The 17,567-nt window shown below is 28.0% G+C and carries 19 protein-coding genes and 1 pseudogene; 13 read left to right on the top strand and 7 right to left on the bottom strand.

Annotated features, from left to right (window positions below; all coding sequences use genetic code 11):
- The first annotated feature begins 423 nt into the window (after positions 1-423).
- The gene (locus tag WC168_RS00400) at positions 424-1,038 is read left to right on the top strand and encodes a DUF6088 family protein (RefSeq protein ID WP_372616927.1); all 615 of its coding nucleotides are present in this window, start codon (positions 424-426) and stop codon (positions 1,036-1,038) included.
- Positions 1,025-2,062, top strand: coding sequence for a nucleotidyl transferase AbiEii/AbiGii toxin family protein (locus WC168_RS00405; RefSeq protein ID WP_372616929.1), 1,038 nt, complete (start codon positions 1,025-1,027; stop codon positions 2,060-2,062). Before WC168_RS00400 ends, WC168_RS00405 begins: the two co-directional genes overlap by 14 nt.
- A 4-nt stretch (positions 2,063-2,066) precedes the next feature.
- On the opposite strand, the pseudogene WC168_RS00410 reads toward WC168_RS00405, so the two are convergent.
- Positions 2,067-2,609: pseudogene (locus WC168_RS00410) on the bottom strand (DUF3427 domain-containing protein); the annotation flags it as partial.
- Between the two features lie 506 nt (positions 2,610-3,115).
- Here WC168_RS00410 and WC168_RS00415 point away from each other — a divergent pair.
- From WC168_RS00415 to WC168_RS00425, 3 genes are read left to right on the top strand one after another with little or no spacing between them, the layout of a single operon-like run.
- Positions 3,116-3,481 (top strand): YbgC/FadM family acyl-CoA thioesterase, encoded by a 366-nt coding sequence (locus WC168_RS00415; RefSeq protein ID WP_372616931.1) that lies wholly within the window; start codon positions 3,116-3,118, stop codon positions 3,479-3,481.
- Positions 3,482-3,952 (top strand): phospholipase D-like domain-containing protein, encoded by a 471-nt coding sequence (locus WC168_RS00420; protein ID WP_372616933.1) that lies wholly within the window; start codon positions 3,482-3,484, stop codon positions 3,950-3,952.
- Between the two features lie 35 nt (positions 3,953-3,987).
- Positions 3,988-5,208 (top strand): M48 family metallopeptidase, encoded by a 1,221-nt coding sequence (locus WC168_RS00425; protein WP_372616935.1) that lies wholly within the window; start codon positions 3,988-3,990, stop codon positions 5,206-5,208.
- On the opposite strand, the gene WC168_RS00430 is transcribed toward WC168_RS00425, so the two are convergent.
- From WC168_RS00430 to WC168_RS00440, 3 genes are read right to left on the bottom strand one after another with little or no spacing between them, the layout of a single operon-like run.
- Complete coding sequence (locus tag WC168_RS00430) at positions 5,198-6,106, bottom strand: DMT family transporter (RefSeq protein ID WP_066161239.1); 909 nt, start codon at positions 6,104-6,106, stop codon at positions 5,198-5,200. The two genes, WC168_RS00425 and WC168_RS00430, sit on opposite strands and share 11 nt — an antisense overlap.
- A complete protein-coding gene (locus tag WC168_RS00435) occupies positions 6,106-7,320 on the bottom strand; it encodes a molybdopterin molybdotransferase MoeA (RefSeq protein WP_279134893.1) in 1,215 nt (404 codons plus the stop codon). Before WC168_RS00435 ends, WC168_RS00430 begins: the two co-directional genes overlap by 1 nt.
- Before the next feature lie 3 nt (positions 7,321-7,323).
- Positions 7,324-7,518: a hypothetical protein gene (locus WC168_RS00440; protein ID WP_066161241.1), complete on the bottom strand. Its 195-nt coding sequence runs from the start codon at positions 7,516-7,518 to the stop codon at positions 7,324-7,326.
- A gap of 111 nt (positions 7,519-7,629) precedes the next feature.
- Here WC168_RS00440 and WC168_RS00445 point away from each other — a divergent pair, with 111 nt between their 5' ends.
- Together WC168_RS00445 and WC168_RS00450 are read left to right on the top strand one after the other, a co-directional pair.
- Positions 7,630-8,412, top strand: a complete 783-nt coding sequence (locus WC168_RS00445; RefSeq protein ID WP_066161242.1) for an ATP-binding protein — start codon at positions 7,630-7,632, stop codon at positions 8,410-8,412.
- Positions 8,409-8,909: a DUF523 domain-containing protein gene (locus WC168_RS00450; RefSeq protein ID WP_066351235.1), complete on the top strand. Its 501-nt coding sequence runs from the start codon at positions 8,409-8,411 to the stop codon at positions 8,907-8,909. Before WC168_RS00445 ends, WC168_RS00450 begins: the two co-directional genes overlap by 4 nt.
- 36 nt (positions 8,910-8,945) lie before the next feature.
- Here WC168_RS00450 and WC168_RS00455 read toward each other — a convergent pair whose 3' ends face one another.
- Both WC168_RS00455 and WC168_RS00460 read right to left on the bottom strand, forming a co-directional pair.
- Positions 8,946-9,185, bottom strand: coding sequence for a hypothetical protein (locus WC168_RS00455; RefSeq protein WP_066408474.1), 240 nt, complete (start codon positions 9,183-9,185; stop codon positions 8,946-8,948).
- Positions 9,182-9,667, bottom strand: a complete 486-nt coding sequence (locus tag WC168_RS00460; RefSeq protein WP_066354989.1) for a putative metalloprotease CJM1_0395 family protein — start codon at positions 9,665-9,667, stop codon at positions 9,182-9,184. The genes WC168_RS00455 and WC168_RS00460 overlap by 4 nt, the downstream gene beginning before the upstream one ends.
- A gap of 119 nt (positions 9,668-9,786) precedes the next feature.
- On the opposite strand from WC168_RS00460, the gene WC168_RS00465 reads away from it, so the two are divergent.
- Positions 9,787-10,344 carry a phosphatidylcholine/phosphatidylserine synthase gene (locus WC168_RS00465; protein WP_279134889.1) on the top strand — a complete coding sequence of 186 codons (558 nt, stop codon included), beginning with the start codon at positions 9,787-9,789 and terminating at the stop codon, positions 10,342-10,344.
- Positions 10,341-11,264 carry an exopolyphosphatase gene (locus tag WC168_RS00470; protein WP_066161247.1) on the top strand — a complete coding sequence of 308 codons (924 nt, stop codon included), beginning with the start codon at positions 10,341-10,343 and terminating at the stop codon, positions 11,262-11,264. Before WC168_RS00465 ends, WC168_RS00470 begins: the two co-directional genes overlap by 4 nt.
- Here the strand turns inward: WC168_RS00470 and WC168_RS00475 are convergent.
- The gene (locus WC168_RS00475; protein WP_279188782.1) at positions 11,261-12,076 is read right to left on the bottom strand and encodes a flagellin; all 816 of its coding nucleotides are present in this window, start codon (positions 12,074-12,076) and stop codon (positions 11,261-11,263) included. The two genes, WC168_RS00470 and WC168_RS00475, sit on opposite strands and share 4 nt — an antisense overlap.
- 138 nt (positions 12,077-12,214) lie before the next feature.
- Here WC168_RS00475 and WC168_RS00480 point away from each other — a divergent pair, with 138 nt between their 5' ends.
- From WC168_RS00480 to WC168_RS00495, 4 genes are all read left to right on the top strand, one after another.
- Positions 12,215-13,912: an acetolactate synthase large subunit gene (locus WC168_RS00480; protein WP_066161249.1), complete on the top strand. Its 1,698-nt coding sequence runs from the start codon at positions 12,215-12,217 to the stop codon at positions 13,910-13,912.
- Positions 13,912-14,409 (top strand): acetolactate synthase small subunit, encoded by a 498-nt coding sequence (gene ilvN, locus WC168_RS00485; protein WP_066161250.1) that lies wholly within the window; start codon positions 13,912-13,914, stop codon positions 14,407-14,409. Before WC168_RS00480 ends, ilvN begins: the two co-directional genes overlap by 1 nt.
- Position 14,410: 1 nt before the next feature.
- Entirely contained in the window at positions 14,411-15,358 is a 948-nt protein-coding gene (gene lpxD / locus WC168_RS00490) for a UDP-3-O-(3-hydroxymyristoyl)glucosamine N-acyltransferase (protein ID WP_066161251.1), read from the top strand.
- A 113-nt stretch (positions 15,359-15,471) separates the two neighbouring features.
- Positions 15,472-17,535, top strand: coding sequence for a DNA translocase FtsK (locus tag WC168_RS00495; protein WP_372616943.1), 2,064 nt, complete (start codon positions 15,472-15,474; stop codon positions 17,533-17,535).
- The last annotated feature ends 32 nt before the right edge of the window (positions 17,536-17,567 follow it).

Raw genomic sequence — 17,567 nt, forward strand, 5'->3', positions numbered from 1 at the left:
ATTTTATCATATTAAAGTTTTAAATCTAAGAAAATACTCTTTAGAAATATCGAATATTTGGGTATTAAAGAAATAAGATAATATAATCTTTTTTATTTAATATATTTTGAAATATTTATAAAAAGGAAAAAACAATGAACGATATAAATCCAACAATAGGCTTATCGATGTCAGGTGGAGGGGTAGAGGTAGGAGGTACATCCTATAGAGTAGTATATTAGATGATTTTGACGATGAAACTAGCGAATCAGGCTATTATGGTTTCAATAATATTGCTAATTACTGGAGTTGGAAAGTTGATGTAGTGTTAATACTGATTGTAATTGGTGTAAATGTTTATTTTTGGATAGATTAAACATATTGACATTTTTAAATATTTTCAGTAAAATTAATTAAATTTATTGAAAATAGAAGGAGCAAAATATGACCAAGCCAATCACTCAAAGAGTAAAATCAAAAATATCTTCATTGCCTGATGGTGTTGCTTTTGCTTCAAATAGTTTTCATTTTCTCAATGCCAATAAAAACAGTATAGAAAAAGAGCTTTCAAATTTAACTGCTCAAGGGGTTATTAGAAGATTTAGAAGAGGCATTTACTATAAACCTCAAAAAAGCACTCTCTTTGGTGAAGTGTTACCAAGTCCTAGTTCTATTGCAAAAGCTATTGCAAAATTAAGTGATGCTCACATGGTGCCAGATGGTTCTATGGCTTTGCATATGTTAGGATTATCAGATCAAGTTCCTATGAGATATATCTATCTTAACGATAAACTTCATAAAAGTGAATTTGTAGGAAAAACAGAGATTGTATTTAAAAGAATAAATCCAAAAAAATTAATAGCTAGTGATAAAAAAGCGGGTCTTATCTTAAGTGCTATTGAATATCTTGGCAATGATGCTTTTAATGACCAAAAACTTATTTTGGATTTTGCAAAAAGATTAGATAGCAATGATATAAAAGATTTACAAAATGCTTCAAAAGGGTATCCACTATGGGTGCAACAAAAAGTACAAGAGGTGATACATGAAATACATTAAAGAGTTGCTAGATTTACCACTTGAGGAACAAAGAGCAGCACTATCATATGTAGCTACAGAGAAAGGATTACCTCAAGTTGTGGTAGAAAAAGATTTGTGGGTAACTGTACTGCTTCATATTTTATTTGGAGAAAATGGCTCAACTGGCATTTTGTTTAAAGGTGGCACATCATTATCTAAAGGATTTAATCTTATCGATAGATTTTCTGAAGATATTGATGTGACATACTCTATTGATACACTTAAAAAGCATTATGGAGAGTTTGAAAATCCTTGGGATTACTTCAATGAAGATGCTAATTGGTCAAATAAAAAACTTGAAAAAGAGCTAGCAAATTTAAAAAATATTGGTCAAAAATATACTGATGAAGTTTTACTGCCAATGGTACAAAATGAACTTCAAAAAATTACTGATTTAAAATTTGAAGTGATTTCAAAAGATGAGATGACTTTGTATATTCACTATCCACAGTTACTAGAACAGAGTGAATATGGGGGAGGTTATGTCAAACCTGTAGTAAAAATAGAAGCGGGCGTAAGATCTGCTAGAGTTCCAACTATCAAAAAACAAATCGATAGCTTTTTTGAACAAGTTTTAGAAAAAAGTGAGCCTATAGAAGTTGAAATACTAAGACCTGATAGAACATTTTGGGAAAAAGCTACGATACTTCATGCTGAAAACTCAAGAAATGAGCCTACAAGAATAGAAAAACGAAATCATATGAGTAGACACATTTATGACTTAGTAAAGCTATATCATAGTGAATATGGACAAATGGCTATAAATGATTTAGAACTTTTAGCTGATGTGGTAAGACTCAAATCAATATTTTATAAAGACAATAAAGCTAACTATGAAAATGCAACACCATCAAGTATCAGAATAGTTCCAACTTTAGAATTAAATGATAGTTTTAAAACTGATTATGAAGATATGGCAAAAAGTATGATAGTGGGCGATGCTCCTAGTTATGAGGAGTTGATTGGGGTTTTAAAGAGTATTCAAGAAAAGTTGAAAGTTTAGATTTTTACCCCACCGACATTTTAGCTATATTTTTCCATAAAAATGGTGGAATTTCATATTCAAGTTCCCAAGTTATGCTCATCGGTTGACTGCCATAATGAGATTTATAAAACACTTTACCTAAACAAATATAAGTCATAACATTTTTATTTTCGTCATGATTAGTCTCCTTAACAAAAAGAACGATATTTTTTTCATTTTCTTTGTGTTTGATGTAACTTTGACCTTTACTAGATTCAAATTTTGTTGAGTTTTGAGATTGCCAGTGAAACAATTTTTCATTAATTGCATAATCATCATACATAGTTGTTGGAGAATATTTTTCTTCAGTTTTTTCCAAAGTTACAAAAAGAAGCTCAGTGTTTTTTTCTTTTATATCTAAAACACCTTCCCTGCTACTTGATTTTTTATCAAAACTATGTACCCCAAAACCAGCTAAAATTTGTTCTCTTGTATATCTTGAATGAACTTTTATAGGAGTTTTAAAAGGGAGGTTTAAATCATATTCAATATAGTTGATTTTTTCACTCAAAATCTCAATCACTTCTTTTAGTTCGTTAGCTAGTAATTTATATTAAATAAAAATAGTAAAAATTAACAAAAAGTATCAAAAAGTATCTCAGCCCTCAAGAACTTTGTATTTGCTAGCGTCTTAGGGCTTAATATTCAAAATGAATTCTATCATCGTTTAAGGTTATCATTAATAATATTTGTTACGAAAAGCTGTATCTGAGAATTATATTTAGGGAAAATATAAAACAAAGCGTTGTAAAAGAGAGACCATTGTATAATTCAAAGTATACTTTTGCTTCAGAGATGATAAACCGATTGGCAAATATTGTTTGGGTGTCTAATATGCTCAGGATTAAAATGTTTGAGTTACACTCTCAATATACACAAAACTAGCGAATATCGGTTGCGAAGCAAAGTTTTCTTGAAAATTTATCAAAGAAGATGACTAAGCAAGAATAAGAAATATTGAAAAAATGGGCACGATTATGGGCACTTTCTCTTATTAAGAAATGCTAAAGCCCTAAATTTGGAGCCAAAAAAGTGCAAATACGAGTTTATTATGAAGATACAGATTGTGGAAATATGGTTTATCATGCAAACTATTTAAACTATTGTGAAAGAGCTAGAAGTGAGCTATTTTTTAAAAAAGGATTACTTCCTCACTCTCAAGATGAGTTTTTTGTAGTAAAATCGTGTGAAGCAAACTGGATAAAATCAGCAGTTTTTGCAGATATTTTAGAAGTTAAAACAGAACTAATTGAGAAAAAATCAGCTTCAATTATTATGAAACAAGAGATTTATAGAGGCAGTGAGCTTATTTTTGAAGCAAAATTTAGATTAGCTTTTTTAAAATATGGAAAACCTTCAAAAATTCCAAATCATATATTTGATATTTTGGAGAGTTAAATGAAAAAAATTATATTTTTACTTTTATTTGTAGGCTCTTTAGTAGCAAATGATATTTTTGTGCTTCCAAAAGATTCAAAAAAGTTAGAAGATAGATTGTCTTATGAGATTTTAAATGCAAAAAAAGATATTTTTATTGCAATGTATAACTTCTCTTATAAAAAAATAGCAAATGATTTAATATATGTTTCAAAAAATGGTGTAAAAATCACTGTTTTACTCGACAAGAGTAAAGTAGAAGATGATAGTGAAGTTTATAATCTATTAAAATCAAATGATATTAATATTGTTTTTAAAGATAGTGTAAAAAAGATGCATCTAAAAACGATTCTTATTGATAACAGATTGGCTATGATAGGTAGTATGAATTTTACGAAAAAGTCATTTAAAGAGAGTCTTGATATTGTATATTTTTCAAATGATGATGTTTTAATCTCAAAATTAAAAGAGATTAGAGAAAATTTTAAATAGAATATAGTTTATAAAATTTATTAAAGGATTAATTAGTGTTAGAAATTTTTATTGGTTTGTATTGTTTATATTTTGCTTTTACAATTTATACATCATTTATGCAAATTGGATTTGTAAAAGATAGTATGAAAAACAAAGCTTTGATTTTAGAGCAAAACTCTTATATTGAAGCTGGAAACTATGTAGTTGATAAAGAGAAATTAGCAATTTCTAGTTCATTTGCTGATTTTGTTATATTTATTTTTTGGATTGGTTTTGGTCTTAAATATTTAGACTCATTAATTCAAACAGACTCTTATATATTAAAAGCTGTTTTATTTATAAATGCTTTTATTATTGTAAATTGGATTTTAACTCTGCCTTTTGATATTTATAAAACTTTTAAGTTAGATAAAAAGTATGGATTTTCAACTATAACTCCTGCTTTATATATAAAAGATACCATAAAGTCAGCTATTTTAACTTTTGTTTTTGGTTCAATTGTTGTTGCTGGAATTTCATATATTATTTTAAATTTTCCATCTTGGTGGATATTTGGATTTATATTTGTTTTCGCTGTTATTATTTTAATAAATATGCTTTATCCTTTAATTAGAGATAAGATGTTTGATAAATTTGAGAAATTAAAAGATAGCGTTCTTGAAGCAAAAATTGAGAATCTTCTAAAAGAGGTTGGTTTTAAAAGTAGTGGAGTTTTTAGTGTTGATGCTAGCAAAAGAGATAATAGATTAAATGCTTATTTTGGTGGACTTGGAAGTACAAAAAGAGTTGTTTTATTTGATACTTTAGTGCAAAAACTATCTCATAATGAACTACTTGCAGTTTTAGGACATGAGTTGGGGCATTTTAAAAACAAAGACATCTTAAAAAATATTGGAATTATGGGATTTATTATGTTTGTTTTTTTTGCTATATTTGGAAATTTAAATGATGAGTTATTTTTAAAACTTGGATTAAATAATGAGCCATATTCAATTATTGCAATATTTTTAATATTTTCAACAGCTTTAAGCTTTTTTTTAATGCCTTTAATCTCACTAATTTCAAGACACAATGAGTACGCTGCAGATGAATTTGGATCAAACTTATCTAGCAAAGAGGATTTGGTAAATGCTTTATTAAAATTAGCAAATGAGAATAAAAGTTTTCCTCACTCTCACAAGCTTTATATATTTTTCTACTACTCTCATCCACCTTTAATTGAAAGATTCAAAGAGCTTGGATATGATGTAAAAAAGAATGAGTTTATAAATTAATTAAACTCTTTTTTCTAAACAGTCTAAAAAAGTTTAGATTGTTTAGAATATATATTGCAATCATTGCAAAAACTACTCCAATAATTGTTGTAAATTCAATCTTCTCATTTAAAAATATATTTCCAATTATAATAGCACTTGCAGGAACTAAAAATACAAAACTAGATACCTCTTTCGCTCCATATTTTGCTGCTCCAAAAAAGTAAATTGAAGTTGCAAATGTTGTACTTAAAATTGTAATTACAAACATATTAAACCAAAAGATATAATCAAACTCTAAAACTTTTGTAAATATTGAGCTATCTATGTATAAAAAGTATAGACTAGCGCTTGAAATTAAGTATGTGTAAGTTGTAAATACAAAAGCATTTATTTTTAGTGATTTTGAAGTAATTATTGTAATAATTGCCCATAGTGTTGAAGCAATTATAAAATATATATTATCTTTACTAAAAATCTCTTCAAGATTAAATTGATAGATATTTATCATATTTAAAACACCATAAACACCTAAAATTAGAGCAAAAGAGTGTTTTAGACTAATTGTTTTTCTACTTAATATTGCTACAAAAATATATGTTATGATTGGAATCATTGAAGGAACCATAGCTCCTCCTAAACTTCCAGTTCCATGCTCAACTCCCCAAAACATAAAAATAGAGTATAAAACTAAAAAAAGTGAGGCAAATATGATTAAAATAGAAGTTTTTAAATCTAATTTGTAATTCATTTTTGAGAAAAAAATTATTGGAGCCATTGATAAAAAGCATATTCCCATTCTTAAAAATACCATTTCATAAGCATTAATATAGTTTGTTAAAACTTTTGTACTAATCCAAGAAGCTCCCCATAGAATCATAGAGACAACTATGAGAAAGAAAAAGATATTTTTTGACACTATTTAAAGCTATTTAGTAAAATAATATCTACCAAATCCCCACTTTTTAATGAACTATTCTCTTCTTGAATCAAAAGTGCAGGACTTCCTAACATATTTGTTAAAATAGCACTTGTTCCAGATTTTTTACCAACAAAATCAATAATATACTCACCATTTTTATACTCAACATTACAAGCTGTAAATATCTTTTTATTTGTTGGATTATTTAAATCTTGATTTATTTTTGCTTTTACAATTGGAAGTTTTTCATTACTATTTTTTAATCTATAAATCAAAGGAAGTACATATAAAATTGCACAAACAGTTGAAGAGTATGCAAAACCTGGAAGGGCAATAATTATTTTTTCATCTTTAATCGCAACTAAAATATGCATTCCTGGTTTTACAAAAACACCATGAAAAAGAACTTTTGCTTTTAATTTATCTTTTATAACATCTTGAACAAAATCATAATCTCCAACACTAACTCCCCCAGTAGTAACTACAATATCAGCTTTTTTTAAAGAAGTTTCAAAAAAGTTTGTAATATTCTCTACATCATCATCAACAGGACCATTTTGAATAACTTCAGCACCACATTGAGTAAAAAGTGCTTCAAGAGTTAGGTGATTTGAGCTTCTTATTTGAGAATCATTTGTTTTTTCAACTCCAAGATCTAAAATCTCACTTCCTGTACTAGCAACTGCAATTATAGGTTTTGAATAAACTTTTATTTGAGGAATATTTAATGATGCTAAAACTCCAACTTCGCTAAATCCAATAATCGTTCCTTTTTTAATTAAAACTTCATCTTTTTTGTAGTTCTCACCAACATCTCTTACGGCAAAACCTTTAGGAACACTTTTGACTATTTTAATTCTATCTTCTAAAACTTCAACATTTTCAATAGGAACTAAAGTATCACTACCTTTTGGCATTAATGCACCTGTAAAAGTCTTAATACATGTTTTACTTACCACTTCTTTTTCAACTACATAACCAGCTGGATTTTTTTCTATTATTTTAAGTTCACTATTTATATCTTCAAACTTAAAAGCATAACCATCCATTCCAGATGTAGGAAACTCTGGACTATTTTCCAAAGCTATAATATCTTCAGCCAAAACTCTTCCAAGAGCATTTGTTAAAAATAGTTTTTGAGTCGATTTTTCAACTATATTAATACTATTTAAAACCTCTATTGATTCATCAAAAGTTATAAAATCTCTCATTCTTTATCCTAATCTGTTATATTTCATAATTATTATTTGTTCATAAAGCATATTTGCAAAACCTTTTGGAAGATTTTCATTTGTATCTTCTACATTTTTAATAATTTTTTTTATAGAATCATCATCTAAGTATATTGCTATTGGTAAAATTGTCTCTTTTATTTTATCTATAAATATTTGTTGTTCTTCAATTGTCATTTTTCTATCTTCTGTTTTAAATTTTAAAAGTAAGATTATATTATCTTTTCCTAAAATAATATATTAAAACTTTTTTGATATAATCCCAAAAAATATTTAGGATAAGATAAATTGATAGAAATAAGTAAAAAAATAACTTCAAATGTAGCAAAAGTAAATGCAGAGTATGAGTTAATAAAAGAGGGCGATAGAGTAATGGTTGGATTTAGTGGTGGAAAAGATTCACTAACTTTACTTCACACTCTAAATAGAATGAAAAAAAAAGCCCCTTTTAAATTTGATTTTAAAGCAGTAACAATTACTTATGGAATGGGTGAACAAATAGAATTTTTAAGTAATCACTGCAAAGAGCATGGAATAGAACATGAAATAATAGATACTCAAATTTTTGATTTAGCAGGTGAAAAAATAAGAAAAAACTCATCATTTTGTTCATTTTTTTCAAGAATGAGAAGAGGGTATTTATATACAACAGCTTTAGAGCAAGGTTATAATAAAGTGGCTCTTGGTCATCATTTAGATGATGCTATGGAATCATACTTTATGAATCTATTTTACAATGGAACAATGAGAACAATGCCTCCAAAATATACTGCAAATAACGGTTTAGAAGTAATAAGACCACTAATATTTTGTAGAGAGAGACAATTAAGAGCATTTGCAGCTTCAAATGAGATTAGAGTAATTGGAGATGAGGCTTGTCCAGGGCTTAGATTTGATGTAAAAATGCCTCATGCAAGAGCAGCTACAAAAGAGCTATTAGCAAAACTAGAAGAGCAAAATCCAAAGATTTTTGTATCTATGAAAAGTGCATTTAGTAATATACAATTACCTACATTTTTTTATAAAGATTTAAAAGATATAAAATTAAATATTGAAGATGAAACTATATGAAAATATTAGTCTCATCTTGCCTTTTAGGTGAAGATACTAGATATGATGGTCTTAATTCAAGTATTGCTATGAGTCCTAAATTTAGATTTAGCCAAAAAGAGATTTTTATGGATATTTTGTGTGAAAATGAGATATTTTCAATTTGTCCAGAAGTTGCTGGTGGTTTATCAATTCCTAGAAATAAATCTGAAATTATAAGTCATAATAAACCTTTTAAAGTTTTAGATATTGAACAAAATGATGTAACAATAAATTTTTTAATTGGTGCAAAAAACGCTTTGGATATTTGTATAGAAAATGGTATTAAAGTCGCTTTATTTAAATCAAAATCACCATCATGTGGTAATATTGAAGTTTATGATGGAACTTTTTCTCAAAAATTGATTAAAGCAAAAGGTTTAACAGCAAGACTTCTTGAAGACAATGGAGTTAAAGTTTTTAATGAATTTGAGTTGGATGATTTAAGAAAATATATAAAAAAAGAGAGTAGAAAATAGTCTAAGTTAATAATAAATTAGACTATTTTCTTACTGCTAAGCTTTTAAATCAAGTAGTCTTTCCATTGCAACTGCTTGTATCTCAATACTCTTTGCATTTGCACTATATGCAATAATCTCAGGAATTTGTTCAAGCATAGCAGAAGTAAAATCTCTTGTTGATTCTTGAAATTCAGGAACAGATGCAACATTTGCAACTTCAGCAATTTTATTTGCACTATCTTGTATTTGAATAGCAGAGCTCATCATAGCTCCTAAATTATTATCAATTCTCATAATATTGCTCCTTCTTGCATAGATTGTATTAACATTTTATTTAAATTTGCAGCTTGAGCTATTGAACTATCGGCTCTACTTAAACCATCTGGTGCACTTGAAGCATCTTTAAGCTCATCTAGTTTTTGAATTGCTGCTTCTTTATCTTGAGGAATAGAGGTGTCAAACCTAACACTTCCTCCTGTAGCATAAAGTTTTCCATCTGGTCCCACTTGATAGTTGTAGCTTATTGGAGTAGTTGTAGTTCCTAAGCTAGCGTGTAGTTGTTCATGACTCCTTACTTCACTATCACTATTTTTAAATCTATTTAAAACTCTTTCATAATCTTTTTCATCATATTTTGATATCTCATTTGCACTATCGTATTTTTCAAATGTTGATTTTTCAAACTCATTTTTATCGATATTTGCTAATTGACTCTTTTTTAGCGCAAGCTGGGAATATATAATAGATGCACTTGCATAACTATCTGAAATTTCCATAAATACTCCTTTTAAAAGGTTCTTAAATAATATCAGAAAAAAGTATAAAAATAGATAAATTATAAATTGAGAAAATTTATAGTAATATTTCGAAGTTTCAAAATAAAAAAAGGATAGAGATGAATTTCTTGTTTAATAAATATAGTCACTTTAATTTGGCAAATATAGTAACATTTTTTAATATATCTTGTGGAATTATAGCTATATATTTTCTAACTCATAATGAGTTTATTGGTGCTGCACTTTTTGCTTGGTTGGCAGGTGCTTTTGATATATTTGATGGAAAAATTGCCAGAAAATATAATCTTTCGACTGAATTTGGAATACAACTAGACTCTTATGCTGATTTTTTATCTTTTGTTATTGTTCCTGCAATGTTTATATATTTTGCTATCTTTGATGGCAAAGAGGAACAGTTTAATATGGCTTTATTAGCAGGTGTATTTATATATTATATTATTTGTGGATTAAGAAGATTGATTCAATTCAATATAAACTCTGAAGAGGGTGAAGTTGAGAGATATTTTATAGGTGTTCCAACACCTCTTGGTGCAATTTTACTTTGGATTGTATATTTAATTTTTTTGACAGGTTTTATAAATGAGTATATAGTTCTTTTTTTAATGGTAGTTATTGGATATCTTTTAAACTCTAAAATTAAGATAAAACATTTATGAAAAAAGAGATTATTACTATTGATTTAGGATCAAACTCTTTTAGAGTTTTAAAGTTTGATTGTGAAAATTTTAAAATATTAGATGAGTATCATCAAGTTGTTGGTTTAGCAGATGGATTAATAAATACACAAGTTATTAGTCAAGAGGCTCAAGAAAGAGTTATAGAAGCACTAAAAATTGCTAAAGAGAAATTAAAGTTTGAACCAAAAGATGCTATTTGTGTTACAACAGCAGCAATGAGAAAAGCAAAAAACTCTCAAGAAGTTTTAGAGTTTTTTAGAAGAAATGGTGGTGTTAACTTTACAATAATAGATGAATATGAAGAGGCTAGACTCACTTTTTTAGCTATAAAGTACGCTTTAAAAAGAGAGAATATTCCAAATGAAAAGTTTATACTTTTGGATATTGGTGGTGGCTCAACAGAGCTTGTAATATCAAATAAAGATGATTTTCTTACAAAAAGTTTTGATTTTGGAATAGTTACAATGACTCAAAAAACAAAAAAGAATAAACAACTATTGGATTTGGAGTTAAAAAACAAAAAAGAAGAGATAAAAGAGTTTATAGCTAATTTAGGAATAGATTTAGAATCTTATTTCTTTGTTGCAACAGCAGGAACTCCTACAACAATAGCAGCTATAAAACTTGGATTTAGTTATTTTAATTATGATAAAAATATTGTAAATGGAACAGTTTTGCAAATAGAAGATTTGGAAGATAGCTTAACTTTACTAAAAGAGACATCTTTTGAAGATTTGATAAAAATAGCTGGAAAAGGTAGAGTTGAATATCTTGAAGTTGGAACTTATATCTATAAAATATTTTTTGAAGCTTTAGAAAAAAAGAGCTCTATAGTTTTGGATGATGGGCTAAGAGAGGGTGTTGCAATAAATTTTGCACTTAATCAAAGTAAGGCTTAAGATAGTAGCCTTACACTTTGCTCTTGAACTATATTTGCTTGAGAAGCAGCTAAATAACCAGCATTTATATTTATATTAGCTTTTGTAAAATCACTTGACTCTCTTCCAAAATCAATAACATTGTTATTGTATCTTTGCTCATCAATTCTATTTCTTACATCTTCTATTAGTTGTTTTGAAAAATTTTCAAACTCATTTGCAATATTTCCAATTTGAGCTGCTGTTTCTTCAACTGATTTAATAGCTTTTTGTAAGTTTTCTGGATTATTTAAATCACTATTATTTATTGCATCAAAAATATTATTTGTAAAGTTTGCTATGTTTGGTTTAGTAATTGAGTATAAGCTTCCATTTGCACTAAGAGTTATAGAGTCTTGATCATCGCTATATCTACTTGCAATTAGATTTTCATCTTTATATTTTGTACTAAAAGCCAATTGATTAAAATCTCTTAACTCTTGATTTATCTCTTGCTTTAAATCATTTTTATTTTGAAGATTTTCGCTATTTTGTAATTTTTGGTCTATGTTTTTTAAAAAATCTTGAAGATTGTTCATAGATGATTCTGCTATCTTTGTTTTTGCTATAGTCTCATTTGTAGATTGTATATCTTGAGAAAATTCACTTCTTATTATTGAGCTTTTACTTACAGCTAAACTAGTTGATTCACTACTTTGAAAATCTTCTACGCTATACTTTAGTTGAGACTTCTCTAAAGCTATATTTTGATTACTATTTAAGTTGTTTAAGTTTTGAATACTGTTTGTATTATTTATAGCATTTATATCCATATTTGTGTCTCCTAGAAACATTTTGTGCATCTATTATATCATATTTTAATTAATATATATTTTTTGACTTAAAAAACATAATTAGTTCTTTAAAATTAGATACTTTAATGCTACTTTGGGTAAAATATTCACTTAATTTTTAAGATTATGGAGTATGAGATGAAAATAAATGGCGCAAGAATGGTTATAGAATCATTACATCAAGAAGGGGTAGAAGTTGTTTTTGGATACCCAGGTGGTGCCATTATGAACGTCTACGATGAAATTTATAAACAAAATTATTTTGAACATATTTTAAATAGACATGAACAAGCTTGTGTGATTGCTGCTGAGGGTTATGCAAGAAGTACAGGAAAAGTTGGAGTTGCAATAGTTACTTCAGGACCTGGATTTACAAATGCAATAACTGGAATTGCAGATGCTTATATGGATTCAATTCCATTGGTTATAATCTCAGGTCAGGTTCCAACAACAATTATTGGAACTGATGGTTTTCAAGAAATAGATGCTGTTGGTATCTCAAGACCTTGCACAAAGCATAACTATTTGGTAAATAAAATAGAGGATTTACCAAGAATACTTAAAGAGGCGTTTCATTTAGCAAAAACAGGAAGACCAGGTCCTGTTCATGTTGATATACCAAAAGATATAACTGCACAAATTGGTGAGTTTGAATATCCTACTGAAGTTAATATGCCAACTTATAAGCCAACAATTAACTACAATAAAAGACAGTTAAAAAAAGCTATGGAGGCTATTTCAAATGCAAAAAAACCTCTTTTATACATAGGTGGTGGAGCAGTTTTATCAAATTGTGGATATGAGATTAGAGATTTAGCAAAAAAACTAAATATTCCTGCTGTTGAAACTTTAATGGCAAGAGGAGTTATGGGTGATGAAAATCCACTTTTCTTTGGAATGCTTGGAATGCATGGAGAGTATGCTGCAAATATGGCAGCTTATGAGACAGATTTATTAATATCTTTGGGAGCTAGATTTGATGATAGAGTAACTGGAAGATTAGATGAGTTTGCAAGTAAAGCAAAAGTAATTCATATAGATATTGATCCAACAAGTATTGCAAAACTTGTGGTTGCTGATTATCCAATAGTTGGTGATTTGAGATTAACTGTAAAGGCAATGCTTGAAGAGTGTGAAAATTATGAATTTAATGATTTTTCAAATTGGGTTGAATTATTAAAAGATTATAGAGAAAAAGAGCCCTTAAGATATTTTGATACAGATGAGTTAATTAAACCTCAATGGGTTATTGAAAAAGTTGGAAAAGTTTTAGGAGATAATGCAATTATTTCAACAGATGTTGGACAACATCAAATGTGGACTGCGCAATTCTTTCCATTTTCACATCCAAGACAGTGGATAACAAGTGGTGGATTAGGAACAATGGGGTTTGGTCTTCCAGCTGCACTTGGAGTTGCAAGAGCATTTAAAGATACAAATAGAGTAGTTGTAAACTTTACAGGAGATGGCTCTATTTTAATGAACATTCAAGAGTTAATGACTTGTAGTGAGTATAAACTTCCTGTTATTAATATTATTTTAAATAATAACTACCTTGGAATGGTAAGACAGTGGCAAACAATGTTTTATGATAATAGATTAGCGCAAACTGATTTAACAAATCAACCAATATTTAAAACTCTTGCTGAATCATTTCACTGTTTAGGATATACAGTTTCAACAAAAGATGAGTTTGAAAAAGCATTAAAAGATGCAGTTGAGCAAAGAAAACCAGCAGTTATAGAGGTAATTGTTGCTAGAAATGAAGAGGTTTTACCAATGGTTCCAAATGGACACTCTTTAAATGAGATGACTTTATTAAAAGGAGATAGATAATGAGTAATTTTAACAACTATTATAATAGTGAAACAATAAGACAAGTTATCTCTGTTGTTGTATTAAATGAACATAACGTTCTATCAAGAATTGTAGGACTCTTCTCAGCTCGTGGTTATAATATTGATTCTTTAACGGTTGCTCCAATGGCTGAGAGCCAATACTCAAGAATGACAATAGTTACAACTGGAGATAAAAGGGTAATTGATCAAATTGTTAAGCAATTAAACAAATTGATTCCAGTATTAAAGGTAAATGAGCATAGAAATGTTATTGAAAAAGATACAGTTTTAATGAAGTTCTCAATTGATAATAACTTATCAGATATAGATGTAATAGCAAGAGCTTATCATGGATCTATTCAAAATGTTACAGATGAAGCAATTATAGTTTCTGCAACAGATTCAAGTGATAGAATTATTAATTTTATTAAAGTAATGGAAAAGTTTAATCCACTTGAAGTTGTAAGAAGTGGAATAGTTGCTATGGAGAGATAATATGACTTTAAAACAAATAGCAAATTATTTACAATTAGATTGTGATACTGATATTGAAATTACAGCTTTAAATAGTTTAGAAGATGCAAATATTAATGATTTATCATTTTTAGAAAATCCCAAATATGTTGAGAAATTAAAATCTACTAAAGCAGGAGCTGTTTTTGTAAATAAAGAGCTATTAAATGAAGTTCCAAAAGGTGTAGTTGCATTAGTTTGTGATGAACCATATTTGAATTTGGCAAAAGCTAGTAAGCTTTTTGCACCAAAACTTTTTGAAACTGAAGGTAAAGAGCCAATTATTGGTAAAGATACAATTATTATGCCAAATGTTTTTATTGGTAGAAATAGTATTATTGGAAGTAACTGTACAATTATGGCAGGAAGTTTTATTGGTGATAATGTTCAAATTGGTAATAACACAATAATTTATCCAAATGTAACAGTTTATAGAGATTGTAAAATTGGAAGTGATTGTATAATTCACTCTGGAACTGTTATTGGAAGTGATGGATTTGGATTTGCAAATACAAAAGATGGAAAATATATAAAAATCTATCAAAATGGTAATGTAATAATTGGATCTGATGTTGAAATAGGTGCAAATTGTACTATTGATAGAGCTGTATTTAAATCTACTATTATTGAAGATGGTGTAAGAATTGATAATTTAGTTCATATCGCACATAATTGTAAAATAGGAAAAGGTTCTGTTTTGGTAACTCAAGTTGGAATTGCTGGTTCTACAACTTTGCAACCTTATGTTGTGATGGGTGCTCAAAGTGGAGCTGCTGGACATCTTGAAATTGCAGCTTTCTCAACAATTGCAGCTCGTGGTGGAGTTACAAAAACTATTAAAGAACCTAAAAAAACTTGGGCAGGTTTTCCTTTGATTGAGCATAGAAATTGGCTTAAACTTCAAGGAAAAATATCTAATTTACTTAAATAAAAGGATCTGTTATAGCTAAAAAAGTCATCTCTCTCATTTTTTTAACTATTATTTTATATTTTGAGTTTACTACTATTGTAAGCTCAAAGGATAGCGTTGGAAATATTGGAAGTATGTTTGCAAACTTCTCTTTTAAATATTTCTCATATTTATCATATGTTTATTTACTATTTTTACTTTATCCTTTATATTTAATAAACTTTAAAAAAGAGTTGGATAAAAAAGATTTATATTTAAATCTATTATCACTTTTTATATTTTTATTTATAGCATTGATTTTTCAAGCACTTATTGTGGAAAATCCTTACAATAGGGGAGAACTTGGAAATATTTTTGTAGATACATTAACTCCATTTATTGGAAAAGCTGGTCTATATCTATTTGTTATTGTTGGATTTGTAATATCTTTGTTAATTATTTTTGAAACAATGGATTTAAATTTTGATGATATTAAAAAATTTAGAGCTAGAATAAAATTAAAAAATCAAAATGAGAAAAAATTTACAATAACAAAAAATAGAACTAAAACTATTGATAATCAAAAGAATCTACCAATTGTTCAAGAAGTAAATAAAGATTTAAAAAACGATAATAAATCAATAAAAGATGAAGATGTTTTAGATGCAGATCTTATCGAACTTGATAATGAAATTGAGGTTAAAAACAAAGGTGCTAATTTTAGCAGTTTGATTATTGATGAGCTTGAAGAGAATGCAAAACTTCTTTCAGAGCTTGAGTTTGGAAAAACTGAAAAACCAAAAGATTTTATACTTCCACCAACAAACTTTTTTCAAGATGCTCCAAAAGAGAATAAAACAAAAGTAAATGAGGCATTTATTGATAAAAAAATTGCTGATTTACTTGATAAACTTGCTATGTTTAAAATAGATGGGGATGTTGTAAGAACTTATACAGGACCTGTTGTTACAACTTTTGAGTTTAAGCCAGCTCCAAATGTAAAAGTATCAAAAATACTAAGTCTTCAAGATGATTTAGCAATGGCTTTAAAAGCTCAAACAATAAGAATTCAAGCTCCAATTCCAGGAAAAGATGTTGTTGGAATTGAGGTTCCAAATGAAGATACTCAAACAATTTATTTAAAAGAGATGCTTGATAGTGAGATTTTTCAAAACTCTAAATCTCCTTTAACTATGATTTTAGGAAAAGATATTGTAGGAAAACCTTTTGTAACAGATCTTAAAAAACTTCCTCACTTACTAATTGCTGGAACAACTGGAAGTGGAAAATCTGTTGGAATAAACTCTATGATATTGTCACTTTTATATAAAAACTCACCAGATAATCTAAGGCTTGTAATGATTGATCCAAAAATGCTTGAGTTTTCAATGTACAATGATATTCCTCATCTTTTAACTCCAGTTATTACAAAAGCTGTTGATGCAATAAATGCATTAGCAAATATGGTAGCAGAGATGGAAAGAAGATATTCATTGATGGCTAAAACAAAAACAAAAAATATTGAAAACTTCAATGAAAAAGCACAAAAAGAAGGTCTTCCTACAATGCCATATATTGTTGTTGTTATTGATGAGTTAGCTGATTTAATGATGACAAGTGGAAAAGATGTTGAATACTCAATAGCAAGACTTGCTCAAATGGCAAGAGCTAGTGGAATTCACTTAATTGTAGCAACTCAAAGACCTAGTGTTGATGTTGTAACTGGACTTATAAAAGCAAATTTACCAAGTAGATTATCATATAAAGTAGGACAAAAAGTAGATTCTAAAATTATTCTTGATTCAATGGGAGCTGAATCACTTTTAGGAAGAGGAGATATGTTGTTTACACCACCTGGAATGCCAGGGCTTGTAAGAATTCACGCTCCTTGGAGTACTGAAACTGAAATTGAAAAAGTTGTAGAGTTCTTAAAAAATCAAAGAGAAGTTGAATATGATATGAACTTTATAAAAGATAAAAATATTAGCTCTCTTACTGGTTCAAATAAATCAGGAATAAATAGTGATGATATAGAGTTAGATGAGCTTTATGAAGATGCAAAAGAGGTTATATTTACTGATAAAAAAACATCTATCTCATATCTTCAAAGAAGATTAAAAATTGGATACAACAGAGCTGCAACAATTATTGAACAACTTGAAAAAACAGGTGTTTTAAGTGAAGTTGATGCAAGGGGAAATAGAGAGATTTTATTGTAAAATTACATTTTAAAATAATTAATAAGGATTAT

The organism is Aliarcobacter sp. (assembly GCF_041672065.1).
Taxonomy (GTDB): Bacteria; Campylobacterota; Campylobacteria; order Campylobacterales; family Arcobacteraceae; genus Aliarcobacter; species Aliarcobacter skirrowii.

Coding starts and splice junctions, on each gene's coding strand:
- ilvN (WP_066161250.1), top strand. CDS start 13,912: ATGAGTAATTTTAACAACTATTATAATAGTGAAACAATAAGACAAGTT.
- WC168_RS00480 (WP_066161249.1), top strand. CDS start 12,215: ATGAAAATAAATGGCGCAAGAATGGTTATAGAATCATTACATCAAGAA.
- WC168_RS00435 (WP_279134893.1), bottom strand. CDS start 7,320: ATGAGAGATTTTATAACTTTTGATGAATCAATAGAGGTTTTAAATAGT.
- WC168_RS00460 (WP_066354989.1), bottom strand. CDS start 9,667: ATGGAAATTTCAGATAGTTATGCAAGTGCATCTATTATATATTCCCAG.
- WC168_RS00440 (WP_066161241.1), bottom strand. CDS start 7,518: ATGACAATTGAAGAACAACAAATATTTATAGATAAAATAAAAGAGACA.
- WC168_RS00450 (WP_066351235.1), top strand. CDS start 8,409: ATGAAAATATTAGTCTCATCTTGCCTTTTAGGTGAAGATACTAGATAT.
- WC168_RS00470 (WP_066161247.1), top strand. CDS start 10,341: ATGAAAAAAGAGATTATTACTATTGATTTAGGATCAAACTCTTTTAGA.
- lpxD (WP_066161251.1), top strand. CDS start 14,411: ATGACTTTAAAACAAATAGCAAATTATTTACAATTAGATTGTGATACT.
- WC168_RS00495 (WP_372616943.1), top strand. CDS start 15,472: ATGTTTGCAAACTTCTCTTTTAAATATTTCTCATATTTATCATATGTT.
- WC168_RS00465 (WP_279134889.1), top strand. CDS start 9,787: ATGAATTTCTTGTTTAATAAATATAGTCACTTTAATTTGGCAAATATA.
- WC168_RS00420 (WP_372616933.1), top strand. CDS start 3,482: ATGAAAAAAATTATATTTTTACTTTTATTTGTAGGCTCTTTAGTAGCA.
- WC168_RS00475 (WP_279188782.1), bottom strand. CDS start 12,076: ATGTTTCTAGGAGACACAAATATGGATATAAATGCTATAAATAATACA.
- WC168_RS00400 (WP_372616927.1), top strand. CDS start 424: ATGACCAAGCCAATCACTCAAAGAGTAAAATCAAAAATATCTTCATTG.
- WC168_RS00405 (WP_372616929.1), top strand. CDS start 1,025: ATGAAATACATTAAAGAGTTGCTAGATTTACCACTTGAGGAACAAAGA.
- WC168_RS00455 (WP_066408474.1), bottom strand. CDS start 9,185: ATGAGAATTGATAATAATTTAGGAGCTATGATGAGCTCTGCTATTCAA.